Source organism: Reticulibacter mediterranei, from assembly GCF_016587455.1.
Genome location: NZ_BNJK01000001.1, coordinates 5,616,505 through 5,630,737 on the forward strand (window position 1 = coordinate 5,616,505; position 14,233 = coordinate 5,630,737).

General features: G+C 48.3%; 9 protein-coding genes. 4 read left to right on the forward strand and 5 right to left on the reverse strand.

Annotation, left to right across the window (positions count from 1 at the left end):
* Window positions 1–307 precede the first annotated feature (307 nt).
* Together K3T83_RS24195 and K3T83_RS24200 are read left to right on the forward strand one after the other, a co-directional pair.
* The gene (locus K3T83_RS24195; protein WP_220205494.1) at window positions 308–721 is read left to right on the forward strand and encodes a hypothetical protein; all 414 of its coding nucleotides are present in this window, start codon (window positions 308–310) and stop codon (window positions 719–721) included.
* A 251-nt stretch (window positions 722–972) separates the two neighbouring features.
* Entirely contained in the window at window positions 973–1,350 is a 378-nt protein-coding gene (locus tag K3T83_RS24200) for a hypothetical protein (RefSeq protein ID WP_220205495.1), read from the forward strand.
* 200 nt (window positions 1,351–1,550) lie between these two features.
* On the opposite strand, the gene K3T83_RS24205 is transcribed toward K3T83_RS24200, so the two are convergent.
* A complete protein-coding gene (locus K3T83_RS24205) occupies window positions 1,551–2,615 on the reverse strand; it encodes a M42 family metallopeptidase (RefSeq protein WP_220205496.1) in 1,065 nt (354 codons plus the stop codon).
* Window positions 2,616–2,721: 106 nt separating this feature from the next.
* Window positions 2,722–4,083, reverse strand: coding sequence for an NYN domain-containing protein (locus K3T83_RS24210; RefSeq protein WP_220205497.1), 1,362 nt, complete (start codon window positions 4,081–4,083; stop codon window positions 2,722–2,724).
* Window positions 4,084–4,293: 210 nt separating this feature from the next.
* Between K3T83_RS24210 and K3T83_RS24215 the strand changes: the two genes are divergently transcribed.
* A complete protein-coding gene (locus K3T83_RS24215) occupies window positions 4,294–4,641 on the forward strand; it encodes a winged helix-turn-helix transcriptional regulator (protein ID WP_220205498.1) in 348 nt (115 codons plus the stop codon).
* Between the two features lie 90 nt (window positions 4,642–4,731).
* Here the strand turns inward: K3T83_RS24215 and K3T83_RS24220 are convergent, their stop codons facing one another.
* Together K3T83_RS24220 and K3T83_RS24225 are read right to left on the reverse strand one after the other, a co-directional pair.
* A complete protein-coding gene (locus tag K3T83_RS24220) occupies window positions 4,732–5,022 on the reverse strand; it encodes a hypothetical protein (RefSeq protein WP_220205499.1) in 291 nt (96 codons plus the stop codon).
* Window positions 5,023–5,382: 360 nt separating this feature from the next.
* Entirely contained in the window at window positions 5,383–6,384 is a 1,002-nt protein-coding gene (locus tag K3T83_RS24225; protein ID WP_220205500.1) for a hypothetical protein, read from the reverse strand.
* Between the two features lie 465 nt (window positions 6,385–6,849).
* Between K3T83_RS24225 and K3T83_RS24230 the strand changes: the two genes are divergently transcribed.
* Window positions 6,850–9,660 carry an NACHT domain-containing protein gene (locus K3T83_RS24230; protein WP_220205501.1) on the forward strand — a complete coding sequence of 937 codons (2,811 nt, stop codon included), beginning with the start codon at window positions 6,850–6,852 and terminating at the stop codon, window positions 9,658–9,660.
* 956 nt (window positions 9,661–10,616) lie between these two features.
* On the opposite strand, the gene K3T83_RS24235 is transcribed toward K3T83_RS24230, so the two are convergent.
* Window positions 10,617–14,090, reverse strand: a complete 3,474-nt coding sequence (locus K3T83_RS24235) for a type ISP restriction/modification enzyme (protein ID WP_220205502.1) — start codon at window positions 14,088–14,090, stop codon at window positions 10,617–10,619.
* Window positions 14,091–14,233 lie beyond the last annotated feature (143 nt).

The following is a 14,233-nucleotide window of genomic DNA, read 5'->3' on the forward strand; positions in this document are numbered from 1 at the left end:
CTTAAAGGATAGGTCTGCTGGTCAAAAAACATACATCTCAACTATATTACGCCTCAATTGTTATTGGATTGTTAAATGGAAGTTAAGCCTCTGCAAAAATATGCCATGCCGAGGAAGAGTCGAAAAACAGCTCACATTACCCTTGACAATGCCATTGCTGTCTGCTATATTATAAATAGCAAATAGCTATAACTTGAAAATCATTGAAGATGTAACGTCGTTTGTAGTAGAGCGTATTTGTAATAAGTGGTGGGATGGAATGAGGGAGAGTTAGCAAGTTTTTTCTTGCAAGCAGGAGCAGATAAGCATGTATAGATATCATCGCCCCCGGCGTTGGCGAGGCAGATTCTTTCTTCCATTCATTTTCTTTGCGGTTTTTGCCAGTTTTGGTCATGGGCCAATTGGTATTTTAACCTGGGTCGTGCCGATCATTATCTTGCTGGCACTGGGAGCAATAGTCAGGGATCGCTGGCTTATGTATCAGCAGCCGTATCAGAGCAATCAGCCTCCTTATCAACAGAATACTTATAGCGATCAGTATTATCGGCCACAGACCTATACACCTTACCAGCAGGGCTATCGTCCGCAAGAGGCAGCAGAACAGCCACGCGAGACGTATCAGGAAGGTGAGCGGACCTATTCCGGCTCTCAGCAGGAGCAGTATCAAGAATATGAGCAACCACAGGCCCAATATCCTGAGCAACTGCCTCCTATGCAATAAAGCACCCTCTTGTATGTTTATTGGGTCAGCTTTGACAACTGTAGATTTATGGAGATGTGTGCCAGAACGTCGAGACCTCGATGGCTCTGGCACATATTGTTTGTAAGAGTTGGCCCGCTACATTTTCTGCCCGCACTTTGCCTTTATCAGAAATAAGAAGATCTTTAATAAGATATGCTGATATGCGTCGATATAGATATATAGATATTGATGGATATGCATTATCCACCGCCTCTAGAAGAGGAGTAGCTATGTACTATCAGAATCGGCGCGGTTGGCAATACAGACAGAGGCCCGTGTCGAGGACCGTATTCCGTATCTATGCATTGCTCTGGCTTATTCCCGTTGTATTCTTTCTAGCAGCTCCCACCAGCAGCGGTTTGCTGGTAGCGATATGTCTTGCTGTTGTCGTCTGGATCTTTACGGCAACCTGGCAGAAACCTGGAGGTACGCAAGAAGAGGGCAGAAAATATCAATCACTTGAGGGCGAATCGTCTCTCCGAGCGCGTTTAAAGCAGCCATCTCCATCGCGTTATGAGAAGGAAGCGTTGAGCGAGAAAATAGTGCATTATGACGATTACGAGCAGCCCCAGGCTCACTATCCCGGGCAAAGACAGCGAGGAAGCTGAGGTAGAAGAGTAGCCTGTGTTGCTGTCTTGACATTTTGTAGAGAAGGAGGGAACCTATGAATGTATTGATCGAAATAGTAGCAACGATCTTTATGGAATTCGTCGTGAATGCGGTGTTAAGCCGTATGAGCGAGAAAGAGCAATAAGCCCCTCCTAATCTGTATGTTTAAGAAGGGCTTATTGCTCTTTTTTGTGTGTGTTCAGGGAATCATGCTGGTTTCTGCATCGAGGGCCAGGACGAAGCGAGCGAGCAGTTCTGCCACCTCATCAACATCCTTGAGCGAGACGATTTCGGAGCCGGTATGCAGATAACGGCAAGGAATGCTCACCAGCCCGGTTGCGACACCGCCACGTGCGATCTGAATATTGTCGGCATCAGTATAGGTGTAAGATGGTTGAACATCGACCTGCCAGGCGAAGCCAGCCTCCTGAGCCATTTTGACAAGCAATTGATGGACACGTGGATTGACATGGCCTCCAATCGTAATGACGGGGCCACCATTCAGTTTGATATCGCCAAGCTCTTGTTTAGAGGTGCCTGGATGGTCAGAGGTGGGCGTAACATCGACGGCGATAGCGATCAGGGGATCGACGCTGTAGGCGCTGGTACGCGCGCCACGTGATCCGACCTCTTCCTGTACTGCCGAGACGAAGGCGACTTCAGCCTTGAGTTCGGCTACTCGTGGATGGATGCGGCGCATTGCTTCGGCTACTGCGAAGACACCAGATTTATCATCGAGAGCGCGTGAAGTTATGATATCGCCTCGCAGCACCTCCAACTCGGCGGCGCGGGTTGCCACTGTGCCGGGCGGAACAAGACCGAGAGCCTCTTCACGACCGGAAGCGCCAATGTCGATCCAGAGATCGGAGATGCGAGGCAGGCGTTCTCGCTCTTCGCCACGCAAATTATGAATCGGCTTGCGACCAATCACGCCCGGAACCGGACCGTTTGGCGTATGCAGCGTGATGCGGTTGCCCGGAAGAGTCGCGGCATCGAAGCCGCCAATGGTTGCGAAATAGAGGAAACCTGCCTCATCGATATGGCGTATTATAAAGCCGAGTTCGTCACAGTGGGCCGTAAGCATAACACGTGGGTTGCCGCCTGGATGCAGGGTTGCAATCACGTTGCCGTGAACATCGGTGCGTACCTCATTGGTATACTGTTGGATCTCCTCACGAATGACCTGTTGCACAGGCTGCTCAAAGCCCGAAGGACTGGGGCTGGTAATCATCCGACGAAGAAATGCTACGCGATTCTCATCCATACAAACCTCTTCTTCAGAATAAAAAAGAAGGAGCAACGGGCTAGTGAGAGATAGAAAGCTGCTGCTTTCATCTGACAATGGCCTGTTGCTCTTTCTGCAAGATTGCTTAGCGCACGAACTGTTTCAATACCTCATCTACACCGGGATGCATACGATTCAGTCGTAAATCTTCGGCACCAGTAGAATCCGTCTGCACAAGCAAAATACCCTGCTGGATACATAAATTAAGAAGCTCTCGTGCCGATTCGCGAGTTAAACGTCCTCGGAAACGGTTTTTCGGATTCATGGGATCGCCGATAAAATTAGAAACACCAATGATAGTGCGCCATGACCAGTTACGATCGATATAATCAAGGAACTGTAAGAATTGGGGATCGAGGACATCCATAGGCGGTGTCCCATACGGGTTTGGTTGGTACTGTGAAATGGCAGGCATTCCACCTGTGTTGCCGCTGGGAGACATTTGTGTCACATTCGGTACGGGAAGAGCGCCTGTGTTTCCTGTGATGCCGCTGGGCGTAGGTCCACCGGGGACTAATGGGACAAATTGATTTGCACTGCTTATAAGATCTCGGCTGACGGTTCCTGGGATACCTACAACTATAACAGTTTTGTTCAAACGTAACTTTAAACGAGCACTGATACGAGTAAAATCTTTATCGCCAGTCATCAGAACAAAGGTAGAGATGGTGGGGCGATCGAACACGGTTTCGATGATATCCATCAACATATTTAAGTCAACAGTACTTTGCACAACAGTACTTTGCACAATCGTACTACCCCCGCTAGAGTTGACGGCGGGCATATGGCCTGTATTACCTGTATGCTGAGTAGAGGTAGTGGGATATCCTAAAGGACCGGTATTACTCTGCCCAAGAGGGCCGGTGGGGTTTTGACCATAGGCGCTCTGATAGGGTAGAGTGTGACGATAAGACTCGCGCTGCTGATATTCGGAAACTTGATAGTTCTCCTCTGTGGTCGGTTCATCATCCGTCAGGATGTTGTCATCAAGCTCCTCTTCTTGCATCTCAGCATCAGGATCGGAAGACCAGCCATTCTGCGCCGTTTGTGGTGTAATGGCAGGTAGAGAACCTGTATTGCCAGTTCCTCCGGGCCAGGGCTTGGGAAACGAGCCTGTAGAGCCACTGCCACCTTGTTCCGCAACATAGTTGGGCGATCCTAGCGAACCTGTGGGCATATTACCAGAAGCATAATGAATAGTACCCATACGAATACGGTCTCGCTGCTTGGCTGGACAATCAACGCGATCGATCATCGCAGCCGTCAGGCTTCCCTTAAATGGTTCCGGTTGACGAGACCAGTCCGCATAGGCGCGGGCGACCATAACTGTTCCATAGCGACGGGCCACAGCTATTAATTCCTGTGGATCAGGCTCCCGCCGTTGAATATTCAGCATACTGTAACGAATGTTCTCAAAATCGATGAATAAAGCAATATCTTCGGGCACAACCTTTCTCCTCTCTCATTGGGGAGAAACCGCGCAGGCCAAGATTCATGATTGTTCAGGTACTCGGACAACCTTGCAGTACATCCTCATGCTATGAAGCATATCATACTTTATTGGTAAAGTCGAGAGGTCTGCGCTTTACTTTACGTAGCTACTATGGTATATTCTGTATTTGGGAATGGATACGTTTTACAAAAGAGTATAAAAGTAATGGAGCTAACAAAAACTCACCTCGATGATGCGATTTGTCCCGTCGCTCGCACCGCTGAAATTATCAGTGGCAAATGGACGCTACTTATTATTCGCGACCTGACCTCTGGTGTCAAACGCTTCAATCAACTTGAGCGATCTCTATGCGGCATCAGTCCGAAAACTCTCTCCGAGCGCTTGCGCTCTCTGGAGGAGGAAGGTGTGCTTCTGCGCCGGACGTTTGCAGAGGTTCCACCTCGCGTTGAATATTCTCTCACTGAGAAGGGACGCGATCTGGTGGGGGTCATCGAAAGTATGCGTTCCTACGGGAAGCGTTGGTTATGCGACGACCAGACCAACCAGAAATAGCCTATTCTACGCCTATACTTGCCTCCTTCCTGAAGAGAGGAACCGGAGGTGAACCCCGGTTCTCTAGTTCTGCTTAACCCAGTTCATCGTCTAGAGTGTCATTCCCACCAACTCGCGGCGATGATCTGCCAGGAAGCGGTGGAGCACTCCCGTTGTGGGTGTAGCGCTCTGCTCTTCGCTTTGTTCCTCTTGTCTTCTTACCAGTTCGTAAAGGCTGGCAATATCATAGCGCATTTGCACTTGAAGCTGACCTTCACTATTGAACCCTTCTACAAAAAGACCGTCCTCTTCTTCATGAATTGCGATGCTCTTCACACCGATCTGATCAAGAACCTGACCGACTGCGTGCAAAATGCTCGCATAACTGAACGTGGTCGGCATTGAACCCTCCCTAAATATTTGGAGATTGTCTCGAATTTCGAGTAAACTACTTATGATATTGCCATACAACACCGGTTGTATGGTAGTTTCATGCTCTTTTGACGTATACTGGACAAACAGATCTCTATGTTCTATGCTCCAATAAAACGGCTCTTGATTATCTGGTAGAGTTTTCCCGCAACACCACATCATGCTTCGAAACGTGAGCCAGACGAACAAAATGTTCCTTCGCTCCCGTTCCACACGCTATGTTATCTTGAGCGTGTTCTCTATCACCAAACAATTCCATGAGATACAGGTTTTGTTTATCTCACACTGCACTCGGACAATTTTATCATTACCACGCTATAAACGTCAAGTTTACCGTTTTGGCCCCGCTCCGTTCGCAAGCTCGCCATTAGAGCGCCATGAGTTCTCTTTTACTGTGGATGTTGTATTTGTTTTGTCCAGTATTGCCTGGTCCGATGCGCTAAGAATCTCTATCGCTTTTAGACGCCAGAAACGCGCGCTCGCAGGCCGTTTGAGCGAAAGAAGATCTGCTAACGCCTCGTCGGTCGTATTAGGATTGGCTTTTAGTGTTTCAATCGTCATTTGCAATTTGTCGGGGTTGCCGCTTTTGTCGCTGGTGACGGCAGCCGTTGAGCCTGTTGTTGCTGCACTATTCTTGCCTGTGTCAGTGGTTGCGTCGTGAGCAGGCGTCTCCAGTGTCACGAAATGCCCGGTAATGGGTCGATTGTCCTCGCTCTTCTGGTCTATGGCCTCTGGCGTTAGCTCACTCGTGGGGCGTTGCGTCACTGCCGTTGTGACATCAGTTGGGGAGAGGCGAGTACCGCTGGCCAATGCACGGCGCAGGGTCGCCACTGGCAGTTGTGTTTGCTTTGCCAGCTCGCTCAAGGCACTGATTTGTACGGCCTTGTCTTTCTTTTCTTCCGCTGCCGTTTCTGTAATAGTTTCTGCCATCATCGTATAGACGATTCCGAGCAGTGGGAACGCGCTTGCCATAAATGGAAAGACATTGGTGAGCCAGGGGGCAGCAGATTCGGCCGAGCTGAGCATGACGCCATTGTGGAACTGCTTCGCATATGCCCAGTTCACAGCCCAGGAGAAGATGGTACACATAGTGATCAATAGCCAGTGTTGCCAGACTGCTCTGGCTGTACGGTATTTCCTGTACCGTTGAAAGGCGGTCCATGAGAGAAGATAGACAGTAACATCAATACTAATTGCTATTGCATAACTTACAACCCACCACCAGACTCCCTCCGGCCCATTCGTTGGTTCAAATGAGGCGAAGAAGTAGGCTACGTGGGGGATAGAGGCCGCTAGAAAGACGGCAAAAGCGATCCAAAAAAAATATTTCATAGACGTATTGAGAAAGCTCCCTCCACTAACTAATACCCTGAACAACTCAATATGAACAATCTAAAAGTACCTATTATAAAGTTGTGAGTCAATCTCGTGGTATGTCTGTAGTACCATGAGGCTAATTTCTAGGACTTTTGGGGAGGGACTTCTCAAGAAGGAGAGACTTGTCAAGCGCAATGGCTGTAATCCTGTGTAACACACTGTAACCCTGAATCACCTGTTATTGCTGTCAGTTTTGCTGTCATGCTTTCGGTCCTTCCAATGGCTTAACAAGCCGATTTATCAGAAAGTGTACAAAGAATGAAACGTAAGGCAAATGGGTTGGAAGTAGGAAAGAGCCTTCTTTTCTGGGGAGACTGGCAGTGTGTGAAATTACAGCAGCTTCTTCGTCTATTAGAATGGAATACTTTTATCTACCGATCATTCTTGTTGATTATGTTGTACAAGAAGGAATAGTAGTTTATGAGCCAGTCTCCGACCCCGGATTCATCATGGAAGGGCCTACCATCCTGGTTGTTTTTTACCTTTTTAGTTATTGGACCACCAGCTGCTCTCGTGGCCTTTGCTCGCACCATCACACAAAATCCAGTTCACATTGTGCTGCTTGTGCTCAGCTATGAAGTGCTTCTATTCCTTGGTCAATTTGTGGGAAAAGTCTGGAAACAGCTCGAAGAACCCCTGCTCACCTATCTCGTTCTATGGATCACAACCCATGTGAAGGAAATGATCTCACGCTCATACCGACAGTACTGTCGGTATGTGGTGGCTGAACATCAAGTCTTCGATATCAAAGGACTTAGTACACGCACAGCCCATGATCTAGAATTGAAGCAGGTGTTTGTTGACCTCCATCTCCATCCCTTACCCCCTCATCAAGCCTCCGCTGATCCCATTCGTGTACCCGATGCTCTCCAAGGAACTCACTCTCTCTGGGAGTACCTCTCCAATTCTGAGCTTGCAAATCCTCATCTTGTGATCCTTGGCGCGCCGGGATCTGGGAAGACCACCTTGCTCAAACATCTGGTCCTCACATTAGCACAGCCCAAGAAGTTTCGACGGCGACTTCGATCACATTCCTTTCCGATCCTGCTCTTTTTGCGTGATCATGCGCAAGCTATTGCTGAGAAGCCTTCCTTCTCACTAGCGAATGCTGTCGAGGAGCACATGCAGCGAAAGTGGCAACAGAGCATTCCCGCTTCCTGGATTGAGCAATATCTGAAGCGAGGTAAGTGCTTGATCTTGTTGGATGGGTTGGATGAGGTGTCCGATCGAACGATGCGTCAATCTGTAGTAGCCTGGGTCGGGCGACAAATGATTGCCTACGGACACAACCACTTTGTGTTGACTTCCCGTCCTTATGGATATCAAGAGAATCCTCTGGATGGGGTGACTGTGTTGGACGTACAGGCATTTACCTCGGATCAAGTAGAGCGTTTTATCCAGAACTGGTATCTTGCCAATGAACTCAAAAGTTGGGGAAAGGATGATCTAAGTGCTCGGTTGCATGCACGTGAGGGTACACAAGATTTGCTCAGGCGGTTGCAACAGGCTCCTGCACTGCTTTCATTGGCGGTCAATCCCCTGCTACTGACGATGATCGCCACGGTCCATCGCTATCGCAGTTCGCTGCCAGGTAAACGGGTTGACCTCTATGAGGAGATCTGCGAAGTCTTTTTAGGCAAACGGCATGAATCTCGTGGCATCACCCAGGAGCTTTCGCCTGCGCAGAAACAACTGGTACTCCAACCATTGGCCTATTGGATGATGCAGGATGGCAGACGAGAAGTGACTTGCAAAGAAGCGCTTCTGGTAATTGAGCCTGCCTTAGTGCAGGTCAACGCACAAATGCCAGCGGCAGACTTTTTACAGTTTATTGAGAATGAAAGTGGCTTGCTTCTGGAGAAGAATCCAAGCAGCTACGGGTTCGCGCATTTGACCTTTCAGGAATATCTGGCAGCAGTACACATAAAGGAAGAAGGCATGGAGTCTGTTCTGGTCGCACAGGTGAGCAATAGTTGGTGGCACGAAACCATCCATCTGTATTGCGCGCAAGCCGATGCAACGCCAGTAATCCAAGCATGCCTGAACGAATCATCACTTCAGGTAGAGGCGCTAACCTTGGCATTTGAGTGCGACGAGGAGAAGCTGAAGCTTCAGCCACAAGTCCAGGCCCAACTTAACGCCATTTTGAAGACTGACCTGGAGGATGCTAGACCAGAACGGCGACAGATGATCGCTGAAGTACTCTTGACGCGGCGATTGCATCGTATGATTCCCCTGCAACAAGGAACGTATATCGATACCTCTTTCGTGACCTGTGCAGAATACCAAGTGTTTCTCGAAGAACAACGAGTACAAGGCCACTATCACCAACCAGATCACTGGAGTACGTTCTCCTTTTCACAAGGGTCTGCAAGTAGTCCCGTGTTAGGCGTTCGGCAGTCTGATGCGCAGGCTTTTTGTGCTTGGCTCACGGCTCGTGACAAAGAAGGATGGCGGTATCGCCTGCCTCAAATAGGAGAATGGTCGCTCAGAGAGAGGACGCAATGGAAAGCATTGTTGGTAGAGACAGGTTATTGGACTGATGATAAATCTTTTGAGTGGGTACAAGGATCGATGCCTGCTGCTTTGCGGCGAAACCTTGAGGTGGTCTTTACCCTCAACCCCGACCGTAATCTCGACCTCGACCACGTCCTCCAGCGCGCTCTCACTATCAATTTCGACCTCGACTCTGCCCTCACCTTCACCAGCGACCTCGACCACATTCTCTACCATGCCCTCACCAGCAACCGCTTCTACGATCGTTTCCACACCCATTTCCTCGACCGTTCTTTAGCCCTTGCCCATGTCCTCCTCCTCACGTTCGCTCGTTTCTTCGCCAACAACCTCGTCAGCCCTCTCACCCGTATCCTCTTCAGAGATATCCCCATCGGCGTTGTCAACGACTTGGCTAACGACCTTGCCAACCAGGGCGAGATCACAATCGCCGACATCCTCTCGAACGCCCACAATCTTACTCTTGATCTTGTCCACGGCCTCTCCAGTATCCTCGACCGCAACAGCAAACTCGACCGCAACAGCAAACTCAACCGCACCCTCCTCTGCGCTCACATCCTAGCGTGTACCCTCACCAATGCCATCATCCGCCCCCTTGTTCGCCCTCTTGCCTTAGATATATGGATCACACTTCGACTTCTCCAAGAACGTATCAGAGGAAATTTCCCTGCTTATGAGGGAATCTTGCTCGTGAAGGAACACCCATCTGCTGAATGATGGAGATCATTCAGCAGATGGGCAATGGAATAATCCAAAGAGGCAAAGTACATCTTAGAGCCTCTCGATGGCTACATATCCGCTATGGAAGTTTGCTGTGTTAATGAGCCTGCCACATCTCATTTTGACTTTTCACACTGTCAAAATGACTGTCAATCCCCCTTATCTCATGATGCCTGAAAGCGAAAAGGCAAGGAAAACAGCACGCTGAAGAGGTAAAGGACAAGCTCTTCTTGCCAGAAATGGGCGATCTAGCAGTGTCAAGCACTCCATGCGAAAAGCACGATTGCAAGGCTCACGCGCATGTTCTTCGAGCAGTGCAGAGTTGCACACCGTTGCTCAGAATAAAGTACCGTTACTGTCAATCTACTGTCAAAAGATCGTGCCTCAAATGCTCTTCCTGAACGATTATAACACATGCATAATACTCTCACGTTGACTTTTACAAATCGCAATTTTCTGAGCAGGGAGGATAGATGACGCTCAAACGTCGAGAACTGCTCGATTGCTAGAATACCTTATTCATCTCTGGCATGGACAGGAGAAGCATTCTTTGACTTGTACGTTCACAATACCTCTCAACCTTGCTACGCATTCACATCTACATTAGCAAAGGAAACCAAAGAGCATATGATCTTTGAGATAGTACATTAACTCTCCATATCTCTCCATACACTTTTTTAGCATGAAGCGAGATGGAATACTTCTCTTGTGGAGCAGATTAGCTGTTGCATTGTGTTGCACAGGATTGCACAAAATGGACTACTATTGGTGTCAAGCTTGGGGCCATCGGACACATGTTTAGCACACTCCTCGAGCGGTTTCAATGAACCTACACTGTTATGCATTTAGAAGTCCCACTACTCTGTCAATCTTCATGTGTCGAATAAAGATTGACAGAGTAGTGGGACTATGATTCTGAGATATCGTTTGGTTAGCAGCATCGTATTTTCCAATTAGTCGCCCCAAGCATATACAGCTTCCGCGATTTTTCGATAGTTAGCATTGAGTGTAGGTTCGAGTAACAGGATAGCAGCCAGACGGCGAGAGATGCTAGTGACTTCGCGCGCTTCTCCGGTGGTAAGGGAACGGCCAAGAAAAGTATACTCACGGTAGCTAAGCCATTTTTTAATAACCTGATAGCCCCCAATTCGATAATCCCAAATCCGAGATGGAATGTTTTCCCAGTAGATATGCTCATTGAGGTAAATATCATAGGTTTTTGTTCCAAAAGTTGCTTGTACGTCCTCATTGCTCAATCCTGCAACTGCAAACTGCGCTAACTCATCCTCCCTATAGGAACGTTCAATGCTCTTACCTCTGCCTGGCATAGTAACACCGTCTTTGCCTGCATGTCCCCAACCGCCTCGCACTTCAAGGCTTTCAGGGGTGATGTTTTTTTTGCCTGTAGAGATGAGGACGCCTATTTTACGCAATGCAGGGTTTGCTCCGATATCAAAAGGCTGCACAGTATCGAGGAGCGCCGCAAGCTGCGTACCAAGAATGGCTGACTCGCGCAATTGCTCGGCACTCGTAGGAAGGGGAATGCGCGGCCAGTCCTCGCGTATTCCATCAGAGTTTTCCTCCAGATAAGCAGGAGTAAAGCCAATGGCTAGCGAGTGCATCCAGATCAGTGATGCTGCTTCACTATTTGAATCGGGGTCGCTAATTCCTAAATTCACTAAATACTGTCTTGCCTTAACAGAAAGATTTGCCACAATACGCTCACGCATCAGAGAGTCAGTAAAGAGTGGACTTTGAGCAAGGTTTTCAGTTATCTGTTGCACGACAGTTTGGCGGAGGCGTATAGGGAAACAGACGGCATCAGCCATGAGCAGATGGTCATCAGAAAGACCTCCGACAAAGTAAAAAGGAACTCCTTCTGGACTTGCTGTTCCTTTCATTCGACTGAGAACAAAGCTATTACCCTCCCAGCACTGTGCCCAGAGTGATGGGCGTGGCTCGTTCCAGAGCGGTCGCACAGGGCTATAGTAGCACCATCTCATTTCAAACGGGCGTACAAAGTAGCGACGCAGGCGCTCTGATTGATATTTCTCTGCTGCCAGTACTTTAGCTCGTGTTCTTTTAGGATCAAAGCGAGCTGCATCTTTCGTCAAACCGCTGGAGAGTGTAGTCAGTTCTTCCCAGCTTGTATGCGGATCATAATACATTTGCATACGTTGTTCCAGCCGCTTTTTATCAATATCTATGAGTGCCCCACCCCGTTTTTCCATGAGTCCGTTGCTCGCTTCATTAGCAAACTCGTTCAGTTTGGGCCATTCACGATAGCGAGCCGCTACATTTGAGGGACGAAAGGAATAGCGGTTCTCGTGGCAAGGTTCAGCTCGCACATAATGAGATACAAAGCTCGGATCATGTAAACTTGCAAGAAGTTCAGCTCTGCGATCAGCAGCTTTTGCAGCAGTCAAATTATTGCGAAATACTACTTCGGCTTGATCAGTACAACGCATGCCGGATTTTACCCAGAGAGATATTGCTGTTCCTCTAGTTATGCCAGGGGAAAACCCTTGAACCGCAAATATCGTTTCACTCGTTTTACCATCTGGCGCATACTCGGAAATAGCTCGATCTCCGTGTAAATTCTCAATCCAGATTTTGTCGAAAGATGAAAGTAAATGTTGGCGCAGAACTACATATGATGGATCTGCCAGCCAAGAGTAATTGGAAATGAAACAGACAATTCCTTTTCTCGTCATATTTGCAATGCGGCGTTCGGCTAATCGAAAGAAACGAGCATAGAGTTCATCTAAATTAAACTTTTTAATTCCCCACTCGGTGACCAGTCCTTGTTTATAGGGCTGGACCAGATCACCTTCTTCCTCAGGACTGGTTCCAGCAAAAGCATTGTAAGGAGGATTGCCGATGATAACAAGAATAGGTGTTTGTTGTTTAACATGTTGGGCGGCATCACGTTCCTCTTTCAGCTCCGGCCAACCACTTAAAGTGGCCTGGACATACCGTTCTTTCTCTGGGTTAACTGGTATCCATCCAGTAAGCGCATTGGTTAAATAGATGGCTGCACGTTCGTCTTGATCCTCGGCAATAGGCGCTCCCAGCTGCTGCAACAACAATCCTAGTTGGAGATGAGCAACGACAAACGGAGCAGGTAAGATCTCAAAGCCAAAGACACGCTCAGTGGCAGCCCGCTTCACGTCAAGCATTGTGAGGGCATCTGCTCCCTGCTCTTCGAGTGTTTTTGCAATGCGTCGGAGTACGGCCACAACGTAGCTACCCGTACCACAGCAGGGATCAAGCACATAGACGTTCGGGTCGGCCAAACCGCTAGTAATGCCAAGCTCAGTACGCAGCACCTTATCCACCCGCTCTACCATATACTCGATAATCTCACGAGGGGTATACCAAACACCCAGCTGGTCACGCAGTTCGGGATCATAGGCTTCAAGAAAAGGTTCGTAGAAATACTGTACTGCGTGGCCTTCATCAAAGGAGGCAAAAAATGCTTCGCGGTCGATACGATTTAAGGCATTACCTGTCCAGTTCATTACTTCTACAAGGCCAAGAGGTGCCAATTGGTTTCGATTCACTACTTGACTAAAGAGTGAGCTTACCATCGGCACATGCAGGAGCCAACCTGACACCCGCCAGTCGAAGTAAGCTCCAGGACGATTTCCTTCCTCTGTCTTATTCCAAAGCACCCAGGCTGAAAAAACGCCATAGAAGAGAGTCTGAATGAGAGTAGAACGGAAGAAGTGGTCCCCGCGTTCTCCTGTAAACTGCATGCCGAGAGCTTCCTCCAATGCTGTGCGCAAACGAGTGAGAGCGGCGAGTTCTGCATGCTCAATTCTTATGCGAGCATCACGAGCATAGGAAGCAAGAAACCATGCAACATCTTGAGCATGGATCAGGGGAGCGGCCTGAAGCATAACACGCTTCAAATACTCAACCAACTGTTCACCCTTGTCAACTGCAAGCGAACGTGGTTGCTTAGCAGCCTGCCAGAATTTCGCTTCGCTCTCAGCTAAGCGAAAACGCTCAAGTAGTTTGACATTTGTCCCATCTTGCACAATCAGCTGGAAATCATAAAAGTTTGTTACCAAGACCTGCCCGTACTGTTTAAGATACTTAGCAACCTGCTTACTGTTTACAGTGGTCAGCACATCCTCACGCGTACTTTTCACCTCGATCGCGCCACGCTCAGGCGTTTGCGTAAGCATACGATTTGTATCTGGTATAGCAATTTTAAATTGATTGAGCGTAAAAAAACCACCATCCGGTATACCATCACCCTTACTACGCGGATGGATAATACAACGAACTTGGAGCTTTTTGCCAATTTCGTTAAAAAGGTTAGCGAGAGCAGGATAATTAGAGGTTTCTTTAACACCTGTAATGTGATTTTCCCAGAGGCGGTTAAGATATTCAACCACAATATTTATTTCAGCAGACATAACATGACCTTCTAAGTAGCGCGCTACAGAACCTTCAGGTTCAATTGCCTACAGCTAAATAATTCATGAAGAAGTGCCCGGAAATCTATAGGAGTCTTTTAGCTATCTAAGTTGTAGAGTTATACAACTTAGAGCATCTGTTA

Coding starts and splice junctions, on each gene's coding strand:
- K3T83_RS24225 (WP_220205500.1), bottom strand. CDS start 6,384: ATGAAATATTTTTTTTGGATCGCTTTTGCCGTCTTTCTAGCGGCCTCT.
- K3T83_RS24215 (WP_220205498.1), top strand. CDS start 4,294: ATGGAGCTAACAAAAACTCACCTCGATGATGCGATTTGTCCCGTCGCT.
- K3T83_RS24230 (WP_220205501.1), top strand. CDS start 6,850: ATGAGCCAGTCTCCGACCCCGGATTCATCATGGAAGGGCCTACCATCC.
- K3T83_RS24195 (WP_220205494.1), top strand. CDS start 308: ATGTATAGATATCATCGCCCCCGGCGTTGGCGAGGCAGATTCTTTCTT.
- K3T83_RS24220 (WP_220205499.1), bottom strand. CDS start 5,022: ATGCCGACCACGTTCAGTTATGCGAGCATTTTGCACGCAGTCGGTCAG.
- K3T83_RS24235 (WP_220205502.1), bottom strand. CDS start 14,090: ATGTCTGCTGAAATAAATATTGTGGTTGAATATCTTAACCGCCTCTGG.
- K3T83_RS24200 (WP_220205495.1), top strand. CDS start 973: ATGTACTATCAGAATCGGCGCGGTTGGCAATACAGACAGAGGCCCGTG.
- K3T83_RS24205 (WP_220205496.1), bottom strand. CDS start 2,615: ATGGATGAGAATCGCGTAGCATTTCTTCGTCGGATGATTACCAGCCCC.